General features: G+C 32.1%; 11 protein-coding genes and 2 pseudogenes. 10 read left to right on the forward strand and 3 right to left on the reverse strand.

Translation table 11 applies throughout. The features are described from left to right. Window positions 1-79: 79 nt before the first annotated feature. The 5 genes from BST83_RS19675 to BST83_RS21190 all read left to right on the forward strand — a co-directional run bounded on the left by BST83_RS19675 (window position 80) and on the right by BST83_RS21190 (window position 3,034). Window positions 80-259, forward strand: a complete 180-nt coding sequence (locus tag BST83_RS19675; protein ID WP_146092199.1) for a hypothetical protein — start codon at window positions 80-82, stop codon at window positions 257-259. Further along, window positions 214-1,077, forward strand: a complete 864-nt coding sequence (locus tag BST83_RS17245; protein WP_104811006.1) for an IS1595 family transposase — start codon at window positions 214-216, stop codon at window positions 1,075-1,077. Before BST83_RS19675 ends, BST83_RS17245 begins: the two co-directional genes overlap by 46 nt. Window positions 1,078-1,170: 93 nt before the next feature. Further along, a complete protein-coding gene (locus BST83_RS20885; protein WP_240614890.1) occupies window positions 1,171-1,269 on the forward strand; it encodes a helix-turn-helix domain-containing protein in 99 nt (32 codons plus the stop codon). 497 nt (window positions 1,270-1,766) lie between these two features. Further along, window positions 1,767-2,549, forward strand: a complete 783-nt coding sequence (locus BST83_RS17255) for an alpha/beta fold hydrolase (protein WP_104811007.1) — start codon at window positions 1,767-1,769, stop codon at window positions 2,547-2,549. 362 nt (window positions 2,550-2,911) lie between these two features. Beyond that, window positions 2,912-3,034, forward strand: a complete 123-nt coding sequence (locus BST83_RS21190) for a hypothetical protein (protein WP_302849496.1) — start codon at window positions 2,912-2,914, stop codon at window positions 3,032-3,034. Between the two features lie 62 nt (window positions 3,035-3,096). On the opposite strand, the gene BST83_RS17260 is transcribed toward BST83_RS21190, so the two are convergent. Together BST83_RS17260 and BST83_RS17265 are read right to left on the reverse strand one after the other, a co-directional pair. After that, on the reverse strand, window positions 3,097-4,389 hold the full coding sequence (locus BST83_RS17260; protein ID WP_104811008.1) for an aminopeptidase P family protein: 1,293 nt from the start codon (window positions 4,387-4,389) through the stop codon (window positions 3,097-3,099). A 336-nt stretch (window positions 4,390-4,725) separates the two neighbouring features. Then, window positions 4,726-6,033, reverse strand: a complete 1,308-nt coding sequence (locus tag BST83_RS17265) for a DEAD/DEAH box helicase (protein WP_104811009.1) — start codon at window positions 6,031-6,033, stop codon at window positions 4,726-4,728. Between the two features lie 406 nt (window positions 6,034-6,439). On the opposite strand from BST83_RS17265, the pseudogene BST83_RS17275 reads away from it, so the two are divergent. The 5 genes and pseudogenes from BST83_RS17275 (at window position 6,440) to BST83_RS17295 (ending at window position 13,854) form a co-directional block, all read left to right on the forward strand. Next, a pseudogene (locus BST83_RS17275) lies at window positions 6,440-9,270 on the forward strand (glycosyl hydrolase). A gap of 412 nt (window positions 9,271-9,682) precedes the next feature. Beyond that, on the forward strand, window positions 9,683-10,189 hold the full coding sequence (locus tag BST83_RS17280; RefSeq protein ID WP_240614852.1) for a DUF6973 domain-containing protein: 507 nt from the start codon (window positions 9,683-9,685) through the stop codon (window positions 10,187-10,189). 156 nt (window positions 10,190-10,345) lie between these two features. Further along, window positions 10,346-11,023 carry a succinate dehydrogenase cytochrome b subunit gene (locus BST83_RS17285; RefSeq protein WP_104811011.1) on the forward strand — a complete coding sequence of 226 codons (678 nt, stop codon included), beginning with the start codon at window positions 10,346-10,348 and terminating at the stop codon, window positions 11,021-11,023. 12 nt (window positions 11,024-11,035) lie between these two features. After that, on the forward strand, window positions 11,036-13,033 hold the full coding sequence (locus BST83_RS17290) for a fumarate reductase/succinate dehydrogenase flavoprotein subunit (RefSeq protein ID WP_104811012.1): 1,998 nt from the start codon (window positions 11,036-11,038) through the stop codon (window positions 13,031-13,033). 80 nt (window positions 13,034-13,113) lie between these two features. After that, window positions 13,114-13,854, forward strand: coding sequence for a succinate dehydrogenase/fumarate reductase iron-sulfur subunit (locus BST83_RS17295; protein ID WP_104811013.1), 741 nt, complete (start codon window positions 13,114-13,116; stop codon window positions 13,852-13,854). A 65-nt stretch (window positions 13,855-13,919) separates the two neighbouring features. Here BST83_RS17295 and pth read toward each other — a convergent pair. Beyond that, window positions 13,920-14,485, reverse strand: a pseudogene (pth, locus tag BST83_RS21590) (aminoacyl-tRNA hydrolase). Window positions 14,486-14,612 lie beyond the last annotated feature (127 nt).

A 14,612-nucleotide genomic window follows, 5' to 3' on the forward strand; every position in this document is an offset into this window, starting at 1 on the left:
TTATTTGAATTTTTATTTATAAGTTTTAATGGCTAAGTTCTAAAGTAAATATGTTTTATCTTAGCAAAAAAGAACATTTATGATACCTTCTGATTTTAGAGATTATTTTTTGAGCAGTAGCTTAATTATCCAACAAGATATTGTAAACTCTTTACTGTCTTTATCAACATCGGGTTCACATTTAGAAGAAGATAAAGAACGAAAAGCAGTTACTTGTCCTCATGTAAAAGCGAACGCATACTTGCAAACGGTACATTAAAAGGCGTACAACGCTATTTGTGTAATGGTTGTGGTAAAAACTTTAGTGAAACGACAGGGAAATTTTGGTTTGCATTAAAAAAGAAAGACAAGATTAACAAGTATCTTTATTGTTTACTATCGAGCTATAGTATTAGAAAAAGTGCAAAGGAAACAGGAATCTCAATTCAGACCTCATTTGATTGGCGTCATAAATTATTAACCTCATTTTCTAGCGTGTCAGTATCCGAATTTGAAGGTATTGTAGAGAGTGATGATTTGTTTTTTCCAATTTCAGAAAAAGGGAATCGTACTTTAGAAAGAAAACCTAAGAAACGAGGAGAAAAAGCTAGCAAAGCAGGTATATCTAATGAAAAAGTAGCCGTAATTGCTACCTGCAATCGTTCTGGAAATAAGGATTTTGAAGTGGTTACAACAGGACGAATTAGTAAAAAAGACCTAAACAAGGTGTATCAAGGTAAGCTCGATAAAGCAACAGTACTTTGCAGCGACAGTCATAGAAGTTATGCTGCCTTTGCAAAATCTAATACAATTATTCATAAGAAGTTCAACGCATCAAAAGGACAGAAAACAGTTGATAAAATATATCATGTTCAGAATGTGAATAATATGGATATGAGATTGAGGAAATTTATGGAATCCTTTAATGGTGTAGCAACTAAATATCTGCAAAATTATTTAAACTGGTTTTTGGTACTAGAAAAAATAAAGAATAAGACCAATAAAATGGCAACACTTGCTAGTATTGCATTAGCTTCTAATCAAGTCTGGATACAATTCAAAGAAATAGCTATAAACAATATGCTTTTTAGAACTTAGCCAAGAAAATCAATTGAAAATAACATAGAAATTAATTTTTCTAAAAGGGAATGTGAGTTATTATAAACCGTTGTTGCAAATCCAAATCAAATTATAAAAAGAGAGGAACTCACCAAAAAAGTTTGGGAAGATAATCGTGTTTTTCTAGGTATAATTGTAGATGCATACATTTCTAAACTCAGAAAAAATTAAAAGATGATGCTAGTATTCAGCTTATAAATATTCACGGAGTTGGTTATAAATTCGAAATAAAATAAAAAAACAGAGTATAAATGCTCGGTTTTTTTAGAAGCTATTTCTTGACTTTAACTATTCGTTTTATCCAAAAAAAATGTTTTTCCTTAATGACTGTTTAAACTAAAAAGCCCAACTTAGCTAACGTTAATTATAAGTTACTTGTGCTGAACGCCAAAAAGAATTTCTCCTTCAAAAATTTCTATTGGTTTAGGTTTAGAATGCACTTTCATTTACTGCGTTTCGCACATTACAGTTCTTATGTCTTAAGTTGTTTTTTATACTGCAATAAATTTAAGGAAAAGCAACATAAATTAGGGTATAAAATAGTTTAAATTCAGCGTTTTACTTCAAATATAAATAATAAAAATGCAATTTTTTGTATTGTCGATTTATCAAAATTAAAAGCCCTATTTTTGTATCTGGTTTTATATATTTAGAAAAAAAATAATTATTTGTTAAACTACTATTCATATCCGCATACGACTTCTAAAGAATGGGTAACTTTTGTTCACGGAGCAGGAGGCAGTAGTTCTATTTGGTACAAACAAATTCGGGATTTTAAAAAGCATTTTAATGTTTTAATTTTGGATTTAAGAGGGCACGGAAATAGCAAGCCAAAGTTTAAAGATACCTTTAATCCTAAATATACTTTTGATTCTATTACAAATGATATTGTTGAGGTTATAGAACATCTAAAAATTAAAAAATCACACTTTATAGGTATTTCATTAGGCACAATTTTAATACGGAATTTAGCCGAAAAAAGGCCGGAATTGGTTAAAAGTATGATTATGGGTGGCGCAATTATAAAGCTTAATTTTCGTTCGAGAGTGCTTATTAAGGTTGGTGTTGTTTTTAAATCGGTTGTTCCATATATGTTGCTATATAAACTTTTTGCGTTTATTATAATGCCAAGGAAAAATCATAAAAAGTCGAGATTACTGTTTGTAAACGAAGCTAAGAAACTATATCAAAAAGAGTTTATACGTTGGTTTAAATTAACATCAGAAATAAACCCATTATTGCGTTTTTTTAGAACAAAAGATATAAATATTCCTACTTTTTATATCATGGGCGCTGAAGATCATTTGTTTCTGCCTTCTATAAAAAACATTGTTTCTCAGCATCTAACATCTAGCTTGTTTATTATAGAAAATTGCGGTCATGTTGTAAACATAGAGCAACCACAAACCTTCAATCAGCAAACAATTCGATTTATTTCTTCTATAAATTAGATTCTGTTAAACCTATTTACCGCTTTTTTTACTTTTTTAAAATCTAATAAACTAAAACGTTTAGAGAGGTATTAATGAAATGAATAAACTTTTATGCAAATCGTATTCGTATTCCAATGAAGATTTTATTAAGTCGAGCAAGGCATTAATGGTTAAATTTTCATCCATAGAAAAAGTTTTTGACAAAATTAGAACTCTATTAATTCTTCTTGGCATAAGATAAAAGCAAGAATATGGAAAGGCTTAGAATTTAAGGCAACTACTGAATTAGATTTTACACATATTGCTGATGGAATTGGCACAGGTGACGCTTTTGTGACAGGAATAATTCATGGTCTATTAAATTTGATGACGATAAAGCAATGGAATTTAGGAACGCTGCTTGCGCCATAAAACAGACGTATTCGTCAGATGTTAACTCCAAAAATGAAAAAGAAGTACTATCTATTTTAAAAGGAAATGTTACTGGCAGGTTACTTCGATAAAAACGTGCTAAAACAAAAAAAGCGAGTTTTAAAACTCGCTTTATAAAAAATAGTAAGTTGAATTAATGATTCATCAATTCCTCAATTTCATCTGCTTCAATAGGTATGTTTCCCATTAAATTAAAAGGAGTTCCTTTTTCTTGAACAACAACATCATCTTCTAAACGAATTCCAAAACCTTCTTTAGGAATGTAAATTCCTGGTTCTACAGTAAACACCATATTTGCTTTCATGGGTTCATGTAATAAACCATAATCATGCGTGTCTAGACCAATATTATGGCTTGTTCCGTGCATAAAATATTTTTTATACGCTGGCCATTTTGGGTCTTGATTCTGCACATCTGCTTTGTCTAGTAAACCTAATTTCAACAATTCTGATGTCATTATGTTCCCAACTTCTTTGTGATATTCTTTCCAAATAGTTCCCGGAAGTAACATATTTGTAGCCTCTTTTTTAACTTTATTTACAGCATTATAAACTGCTTTTTGTCTATCCGTAAAACGACCAGAAACCGGAATTGTTCTAGACAAATCACTTTTATAATTTGCGTATTCTGCGGCAATATCAAACAAAATTAAATCGCCTTCTTTACATTGTTGATTGTTCTCTATGTAATGCAAGACATTGGCATTATTTCCCGAAGCAATTATTGGGGTATACGCAAATCCTTTAGACCTATTTCTGATGAATTCATGTATTAATTCTGCCTCAATTTCATATTCCCAAACACCAGGTTTCACGAAGTTTAAAATTCTTCTAAAACCTTTTTCTGTAATATTACAAGCCTGTTGCATTAAATCTAATTCAATAGGGTCTTTTACAGCGCGTAAACGTTGTAAAATAGGATTACTTTTTACCACAGAATGTGCAGGATATTTTGCTAATAACCATTTTGTAAAACGGTTTTCGCGTGTTTCTGTTTCTGCAGAAGCTCTGTAATGTTCGTTGGTATTGATGTAAAAAGTATCGCAATAGGTGGTCATCTCAAACAAGACTTTTTCTAAATCCTGCAACCAGTAAACAGTTGAAATACCGCTTGTTTTAAAAGCAGCTTCTTTGGTTAGTTTTTCACCTTCCCAAACAGCAATATGATCATTTGTTTCTTTTACAAATAAAACTTCCCTAAAATCTGGATTTGGACAATCTGGAAATAAGATTAACACACTTTCTTCTTGATCTACACCACTTAGATAAAAAATATCTCGGTGTTGTTCAAAAGGCATTGTGCTATCTGCACCAATTGGGTAAATATCGTTTGAGTTAAAAACCGCTAAACTATTTGGCTTCATTTGAGAAACGAAATTTTTACGGTTTTTGATAAAAAGTTGTGAGTCTATTAGATGATATTTCATGCTTATCTGAATTTAGAAACAAAGGTAGGAATTATTAAAGCAAACAGACCTTGATTCTAAACATCATAAGGTTTAATCTAAAATACTAGAATAAAATTAGCGGGATTTCTAGTATCTTTTTTCGCCAAAAAAAGGGAAAAAGGTTAAGAATATCAACAGGTATTCGAACGGTTTCAATCCCTAACGCAAATTTAGGAAAACATTAAAATCTATAGAGAAGTTTTCAAAATTTCTTGGGTATAAAAAGAAATCCTACAAAGTTTTCAAAACTTTGTAGGATCTAATATTTTTAAAAATTTTCACACAATGACCTGTGCAAATCTCTTAAATTCTTGCTTAGTATCTTTTCTTTTTAGGGGCGCCAGTTCTGCCTCTTCCAGTAGTACTTTCTGTCTTATTTCCTTTAAAATGAGGCTTATTTTTTGGCTTATCTCCTTGAGAATTAGAGCTCTTATTTTTCTTACCAAAAGAACCTTTACTTTGTGTTGCGGCTCTTTTTGCAGGTGCCGTATCTGTAGGTTCAAAACCCTCTAAAACAGTAGTTTTTAATTTCTCGTTTAGTATTTTTTCAATTTCATTTTGGTATTCAGTTTCCTCACTACAAACCAAAGAAATAGCTTCTCCTGCAGCACCAGCCCTACCAGTTCTACCAATTCTATGAACATAATCTTCTGGTACATTTGGCAATTCGTAATTAATAACATGCGGTAATAAAGGAATGTCTAAACCACGAGCAGCAATATCTGTTGCTACTAAAATTTTAATACTATTATCTTTAAAGTTTTTTAACGCTTTTGTTCTCGCGCCTTGACTTTTATTTCCATGTATTGCAGCTGAAGAAATTCCAGCTTTAATTAATTTTTCCGTCAATTTATTAGCACCATGTTTTGTTCTTGTAAAAACCAAAACTTGATTCCAATTTCCGTCTTTTATCAACTTAATAAGTAACGTGGTTTTATCATTTTTATCAACATTAAAAACTTTATGCGTTACTTTTTGTGCGGTAGAATTTTGTGGAGCAGTTTCTACAGAAACTGGGTTTCTTAAAATACCAGCTGCTAATTTTTTAATATCATTAGAAAAAGTCGCAGAAAACATCAAATTTTGACGCTTTGCAGGCATAAAGCTAATAAGCTTATTTAAATCTCTAGCAAAACCCATGTCTAACATTCTGTCGGCTTCATCTAAAATTAGTACATCAATTCTGTTAAAAGACACTGCTTTTTGATCATGTAAATCTAACAACCTACCAGGAGTAGCAACTAAAATATCTACACCTTGTTTTAGTGTTTTTATTTGACTTGCTGCTTTTACACCTCCAAAAACTACTGCAGATTTTACATTTACATATTTGCTGTATTCTCTAACATTTTCATGAACTTGAGCAGCTAATTCTCTTGTTGGCGTTAAAACTAACACACGTAAAGGTCTGTATTTTGGATGTTTTGTTTCTGATAAATATTGTAAAATAGGCAAGGTAAAACCAGCTGTTTTCCCTGTTCCTGTTTGTGCTGAAGCTAAAATATCTTTTCCTTCTAAAATAACAGGAATTGCTTTTTGTTGTATTGAAGTAGGAACTGTATATCCTTTTTCTTCTACTGCTTTTACTAAAGCATCTGATAAACCTAGGTCTTTAAATGACATTGATAATATTTAAAAAAATGTAAATTTTGTTTTTTATAGAACTGCAAATGTACATTGATTAATTGTTTACTTTTAGTTATATATGGTTTAGTTAAGTTACAAGCAAAAAAAAAAGATGCTATTAGCATCTTTTTAAAGTTTTTATTTACACAAAACTACCTGCAATACCAATAATAATAGTTGTTATTAAGCCATAGGCATTATCACTCATCAGTACATCGGCTATATAACCGCAAACGGCTCCAATAACCATTGTGTATAATAATCCAATCATAGTTTAAAAATTTAATTGATTAATTATTGTTAATTTAGTAAAAAAATAATGCCTAAAATCTTTTAATGAAAACATTAAATTTACAGATTTAAAAACAGTCTTTTAACTTTGTGAATCACAACAAGTACTCATATGAAAAAAATTACACATTATTTATTGTTTTTATGCAGTAGTATTTTAATAGCTCAGCAAGCACCTACAAGTTCTATTGTAATAGAAAAATCTCTAAAAGAGAAAAAAACCTAGAAAATAGCTCTTTAGTAAAAAACATCAATTTTACAAATATTGGTCCAACGGTTATGAGTGGACGAGTTGTAGATGTAGATGTAAATCCTAATAATACAATTGAATTTTATGTGGGCTACGCTTCTGGGGGCTTGTGGTATACAAATAATAACGGTACAACTTTTACACCAGTTTTAGACAGTTCGCCAACTCAGAATATTGGAGATATTGCAGTAGATTGGAACTCAGAAACCATTTGGGTGGGTACAGGAGAAAAAAATTCTTCACGTTCTTCGTATGCCGGAATTGGTATTTTAAAATCTACGGATAAAGGCAAAACTTGGCACAATGTTGGTTTGCTAGATACTCATCATACAAGTAGAATTCTCATCAACCCAACTAATACAGACGAAGTTGTTATTGGTATTATTGGTCATTTATATTCTTCAAACAAAGAAAGAGGTGTTTTTAAGACTTCGGATGGAGGAAAAACATGGTCAAAAACTTTATATATTGATGAAAACACAGGAATTATAGACGTTGCAGTTGCGCCAGAAAATTTTAATATAATGTATGCGGCTTCTTGGGAAAGACAGCGTAAAGCTTGGGATTTTGATGGTGATGGTAAAAATTCTGCCATTTATAAAAGTATAGACGCAGGCACAACTTGGACCAAGATTTCTGATAAAAGCGGATTCCCAACTGGCGACGGAGTTGGTAGAATTGGTTTAGCAGTTTTTGATGAAAATACCGTGTATGCTTTACACGACAGTCAATTTAGAAGAGAAAAAAGCAAGGACAACAAACTTTCTGACGACTTAACAAAAGAAGATTTTAAAACAATGTCTTCGGATGATTTCTTGAAATTAACGGATAAAAAACTAAATACCTATTTAAAAAATAACGGATTTCAAGAGAAATACAGCGCAGAAAATGTAAAACAAATGGTTCGTGTTGGTTCTGTAAAGCCAGTTGATTTGGCTAAGTATTTAGAAGACGCAAATTCTATGCTATTTGATACTGAAGTTGTCGGAGCCGAAGTTTTTAAGACTATAAACGGTGGGAAAACTTGGAAAAAAACGCATGAAGATCATTTAGACGGATTGTATTCTTCTTACGGATATTATTTTGGGGAAATTAGAGTAGATCTTCAAGATGAAAACGGAATTTACGTATTAGGAGTTCCTATTTTAAAATCGAAAGATGGCGGAAAAACATTTACATCCATCAGTAAAGAAAACGTACATTCAGATCACCAAGCTTTGTGGGTTAATCCTAAAAAATCTGGCCATATTTTAAACGGAAATGATGGTGGTTTAAACCTGTCTTATGATGATGGCGAAAGCTGGATAAAATTAAATAATGCTGCAGTAGGGCAATTTTATTCTGTCTATGCAGATAACCAAAAAAATTACAAAGTGTATGGCGGTTTGCAAGACAACGGCGTTTGGGTTGCAGATAATAATGCAAGAATTGATAAAAGCTGGCAACAATCTGGTCAAAATCCGTATGAGTCAATTATGGGCGGCGATGGCATGCAGGTTCAGGTGGATGATAGAAATTCGAATATTGTTTACACAGGCTATCAATTTGGAAATTATTACAGAATTGATCGAGAAAAAGATAATCAAAAATACATCCAACCAAAACATGTATTAGGTGAAAATCCGTATCGTTTTAATTGGCAAACACCAATTTTGTTATCGAAACACAATCAAGATATTTTGTATTTAGGAGGTAATAAATTACACAGATCTTTAAATCAAGGAGATGATTGGGAAACAATTTCTGATGATTTAACAACAGGAGGTAAAAAAGGAAATGTTGCTTACGGAACCATAGCAACCATTGCCGAAAGTCCGTTTCAATTCGGATTATTATACACAGGTTCAGATGACGGATTTGTATATATTTCTAAAAACGGAGGAGGTTCTTGGACAAAAATTTCAGATTCATTGCCACAAGATTTGTGGATTTCTAGAGTAGTAGCTTCGGCACACAAAAAGGAAAGAGTATATGCAACTTTAAATGGTTACAGATTTGATGATTTTACGCCTTATATATACATGTCTGATGATTATGGACAAACTTGGATAAATATTGGTGAATCGATTCCAACAGCAGCGGTAAATGTAATTAAAGAAGATCCAGCAAATGAAAATATTTTATATGTTGGTACAGATAATGGTTTGTATATTTCTTTTGATAAAGGGACTTCTTGGCAAGTATTTAGTAAGAATTTACCAAACGTTGCTGTACACGATTTAGTAATTCAGCCAACGGCAAAACATTTAATTGTTGCAACACACGGCCGTAGTTTATACAAAGCAGACATTGAACCTTTACAGCTTTTTACGGATGCTTTAACGGCGAAACCAACCCATATTTTTGCAATTAACTCCATTAAAAAAAGAGATTCTTGGGGAAGTTCCAGGAGTAAATGGTCAGAGCCAAATTTACCTGAAATCAATATTCCTTTTTATACAAATGAAACCCAAAAAGTAACTATTGATATTTATTCAGGAACTGAAAAAGTGAACTCAATTTCTGTGGACGCTGACAAAGGTTTCAACGAATCAATTTTTGATGCCTCTTTTTCTGATAAAGGTAAAAAAGCATTTGAAAAAGTGAATAAAGAAGTGAAAATTGAGAAAGCTAAAAACGATGTGTATTATTTGCCTACAGGAAAATATAACTTTAAAATTGGCGAAGCAACAACAGCGTTTGAGATCAAATAAAATTAGATAAATTTAATTACAAACTAGAACTTGCCTGATTTGCCTAATATGCTATTAAAAGCATGATTGTATTTAAACTTATAATTATTAGTTCCTAGCTTTTTGCAACTTTTTTACTGTATAATTACTTTATTTTTAGCTTAATAAAAAAATACAGCAAGTTCATTTAATTAGTAGGTCAATTCAATTCTAATGATTTAAAAATTATTGAAGATATTGATGACACTCAAAATATTTAGAGCAACAGCTTTAAGATCTCAATAAAGCATGCCGCTCTTTTTTTCGCGAATACCCCAACTAAACTATGAAAAAAACACTCTCTATATTTTTTTTAATTTGTACATTTCAACTTTATTCCCAATCTAATTTTAAAAGTTTTTTTGAGCTTTCTGGACTAAAAAAAACGTGGGTTTTGTTTCATCCTTTTAAGGCTGTAAAATCATTAGAAATTTCTAAGGAAGCCAATAAAGTTTCAGATTCTATAAAAAAAACAAACTTGTTAGATGGTGATGCTGCGGGTGGTCAAGTTGATGCTTTTAGACATGCATATTGGATGGCAAGATTGCATCAAGAAATTGGTAAATCTGCTGCTCGTTCTTTAGGAAAAGCGCACGAAAAAGAAAACTATTTAACATACAAAGAGCGTAAATTAGAAGATGGAGTTGCGCCAGATGAAATTTCATCAAAGATGGATTTGTACAATAATGACCAAGGCCTAAAATTGATTTCTAAAGGAATTGAAGTTTCTAAAAAGGGGTTGATTTATAGAGTTGTGAATGCAATTTTGAAAGGCAAAATGAAAATTATACAAAAAGATAAAAAAGGAAATTTTTTAACCTGTGACGGTGTTCTTATTTTAAAAGAATCTTTAATAGGGAAATGGGAAAATAACAAATGTTTGGTGAGTTCTAATTTATAAAATTAATAGAAAAACAGAATTTGTTTCGCTTTTTTTATCAAACGCTTTCGTAAATTATTTATAACAGTTCTAAATACAAAATAATTAGCGTATTATTTATTGGATTGAAAACGATTTCGCCGTAAATTTGTCTAAAAATTTAATTAAATTTATACAATGAGCGGATTTTTCAAATCTTCAATTGGAAGAAAAGTAGCAATGGCGCTTTCGGCATTTTTTTTAATGTTCTTCCTTTTACAGCATTTATCAATAAACATTTTATCAGTATTAAGTCCAGAGACTTTTAATGAAGTTTCTCATTTTATGGGAACAAATCCTTTAGTTCAATTTGTTTTGCAACCTGTGTTAATTTTTGCAGTTGTTTTTCATTTTGTAATGGGTTTTGTTTTAGAACTAAGAAATTCTAGAGCCAGAAAAGTGGCGTATGTAAAGAACAATGGTGCTGCAAACTCATCTTGGATGAGTAGAAACATGATTTGGAGTGGAATAACAATTCTAGCTTTCATTGGTTTACATTTTGTCGATTTTTGGTTTCCAGAAATCAATACAAAATTTATACAAGGCGATTGGTCTGGAACTATGGAAGGTGTTGAAGGGTTGCGTTATCATGAAGAGTTAGTGCATAAATTTGCGCATCCGGCAAGAGTTATTGCGTATGTAGTTGCATTTATTTTCTTAGGATTGCATTTAGCCCATGGTTTTACATCAGCGTTTCAATCGATGGGTGGAACAGCGGGAAGAAAGAAAACATTACAAACAATTGGTAAAGCATATTCAATTATAATTCCAGCAGGTTTTATTTTTATTGCAATTTATCATCACTTTAACCATTAATCTTATAAAATTATGGCTTTAGATTCAAAAGTACCAAAAGGTCCAATTAAAGATAAATGGACAGATTATAAAAATCATATCAATCTTGTAAATCCAGCAAATAAACGGAATATAGACGTTATCGTTGTGGGTACCGGTTTGGCAGGTGGTTCTGCTTCTGCAACCTTAGCAGAGTTAGGCTACAATGTAAAAGCATTTGCATACCAAGACTCTCCAAGAAGAGCGCATTCAATTGCGGCTCAAGGAGGAATTAATGCAGCAAAAAATTATCAAGGAGACGGAGATTCTACGTACAGGTTATTTTATGACACTGTAAAGGGCGGCGATTACAGATCTAGAGAAGCAAACGTATATAGATTAGCAGAGGTTTCTGCAAATATTATAGATCAATGTGTGGCACAAGGTGTTCCTTTTGCTCGCGACTATGGTGGTTTATTAGACAACCGTTCTTTTGGTGGAGTTTTAGTTTCTAGAACTTTTTATGCAAAAGGGCAAACAGGACAGCAATTATTGCTAGGAGCCTATTCTGCAATGAATAGACAAATTGCTCGTGGTAAAATAGAAATGTTTAACAGACATGAAATGTTAGATGTTGTTATTGTAGATGGAAAAGCCAGAGGAATTATCGCAAGAAACTTAGTTACAGGAGAAATAGAGCGTCATTCAGCACATGCAGTTGTGATTGCTTCAGGTGGATATGGAAATGTATACTTCTTATCGACCAATGCAATGGGTTCTAATGTAACTGCTGGTTGGAAAGTGCATAAAAAAGGAGCCTATTTTGCAAATCCTTGTTATACACAAATTCACCCAACATGTATTCCACGTTCTGGGGATTATCAGTCTAAATTAACTTTGATGTCTGAGTCTTTAAGAAACGATGGAAGAATATGGGTTCCGAATAGCTTAGAGGATGTAAAAGCGATTAAAGAAGGGACTAAAAAACCTACGGATTTAACGGAAGACCAAAGAGATTATTTCTTAGAAAGACGTTATCCTGCATTTGGTAATTTGGTTCCACGGGATGTTGCTTCAAGAGCAGCAAAAGAACGTTGTGATGCTGGTTATGGCGTAAATGCTACAGGAGAAGCTGTGTATTTAGACTTTGCAGCATCTTTTGAACGTTACGGAAAAGAACAAGCGAAGATTCATAATATCGCGGATCCATCCGCAGCAAAAATTAAAGAATTAGGAAAAGAAATTGTAAAAGCGAAATATGGTAATTTATTTCAGATGTATGAGAAAATCATAGATCAAAATCCATACGAAACGCCAATGATGATTTACCCTGCAGTGCACTATACAATGGGTGGTGTTTGGGTTGATTACAATCTGATGACTACAATTCCTGGATGTTACGCAATTGGAGAAGCAAATTTCTCTGATCACGGTGCAAACAGGTTAGGAGCATCCGCATTAATGCAAGGTTTAGCAGACGGTTATTTTGTGCTGCCGTATACTATTGGAGATTATTTAGCAGATGATATTAGGACAGGAAAAATAGCAACAGATACTCCAGAATTTGATGCAGCAGAAAAAGATGTTACAGAAAGAATAGAATTCTTTATCAATAATAAAGGAACACATTCTGTAGATTATTACCACAAAAAATTAGGAAAAATTATGTGGGATAAATGTGGAATGTCTAGAAACACTGAGGGGTTAAAAGAAGCTATTGAAGAAATTTCTGCATTAAGAAAAGACTTTTGGAAGAATGTAAATGTGCCTGGAACAGCTACAGAATATAATGAACAATTGGCAAAAGCAGGTAGAGTTGCAGATTTCTTAGAATTAGGAGAATTATTTGCAAAAGACGCTTTAGAAAGAGAAGAATCTGCAGGAGGACACTTTAGAGAAGAGCATCAAACAGAAGATGGAGAGGCGAAAAGATTAAAAGACTTTCAATTTGTTTCTGCTTGGGAGTACAAAGGGGAGCCAAAAGATGCTATTTTGCATAAAGAGCCTTTAGAGTACGAAAATATAGAAGTTAAAGAAAGAAGTTATAAATAATATAGTTTATGGTTGATGGTTGTTAGTTTCTGGAAACAGCAGCTAACAACAAACAACTAAAAACCAAAAACTAAATAAAAATGAATTTAACACTCAAAATTTGGAGACAGAAAGACTCAAAAGATAAGGGTCAAATGGTTAATTATAAAGTAACTGAAATTTCAGAACATATGTCTTTTTTAGAAATGATGGATGTTTTAAATGAGCAGTTAGTAAATTCTGATGAGGAGCCAGTTGCTTTTGATCACGATTGTAGAGAAGGTATCTGTGGTATGTGTTCGATGTATATTAACGGCGAAGCACATGGCCCAGGTAGAGGCGTAACAACCTGCCAGCTGCACATGCGTATGTTTAAAGATGGCGATACCATTACCATTGAACCTTGGCGAGCAGTATCTTTTCCTGTTATAAAAGATTTAGTTGTAGACAGATCTGCTTTTGATAGAATTCAGCATGCAGGTGGTTATATTTCTGTAAATACATCTGGTAATACACAAGACGCAAATTCAATTCCTATTTCTAAATATGCTGCAGATACAGCAATGGACGCTGCAACTTGTATTGGTTGTGGAGCCTGTGTAGCAGCTTGTAAAAACTCGAGTGCAATGTTATTTGTAGGTGCAAAAGTATCTCAATACGCATTGTTACCACAAGGGCAAGTAGAAGCCGCAGATAGAGTTAGAAATATGGTTGCTCAAATGGATTTAGAAGGTTTTGGAAACTGCACAAACACAGGAGCTTGTGAGGTAGAGTGTCCTAAAGGAATTTCTTTAGACAACATCGCAAGAATGAATAGAGAACTAATGAAAGCGTCTATTTAATAATAGAAATTTCATCTAATAATAGAAAAAACTCTTTAGTGAACGCTAAAGAGTTTTTTTATAACTTATTTTCCGTTAAAAGTATTCATGGTATTGGCTAAACCTTCAATGCCAAAAGAAGTGATTATTTTTGCAGATGTTGGCAAACGTTCAATTAACAAGCTAGTTTCTTCTTTATTCCATTCGCCTAAAACATAATCTACTTGGCGTCCTTTAGAGAAGTTACCGCTAATTCCAAATCTGAATCTAGGATATACATTTGTACCTAATTTTTCTTGAATATCTTTCAAACCATTATGGCCACCATCACTTCCTTTTGCTTTAATTCTGAGGGTTCCAAAATCGATATTTAAATCATCTGTTACAATTAATAAATTTTCTACAGAAATTTTTCTTTTTGCATCCAAAATTTTACCGCTTTTCCACTTAAGTTCATAAAAGTGCTTGGCTTTAATAAAATAAAAGTTCTTCCTTTAAAACGAAAAGTAGCTACATTTCCTAAGGTATCAGTTTCAAAAACTACGTTATGTTCTTCTGCTACTTCATCAACAATTTTAAAACCGATATTATGACGCGTATTCACATATTTTTCACCGATATTTCCTAAACCAACAATTAAAATTTTTTTCATCAACGCTTTTCTAGTTTCAACTTTTATACTAGATATTTTATAAAAGAAGTTTATTAAATTCATTTGCAAAAATACTAAGAAAATATAGGATATCTGCTTGAAACAAATTTACTAGTTACTTGTTTTT

The sequence above is a fragment of the Polaribacter filamentus genome, assembly GCF_002943715.1.
Lineage (GTDB): Bacteria > Bacteroidota > Bacteroidia > Flavobacteriales > Flavobacteriaceae > Polaribacter > Polaribacter filamentus.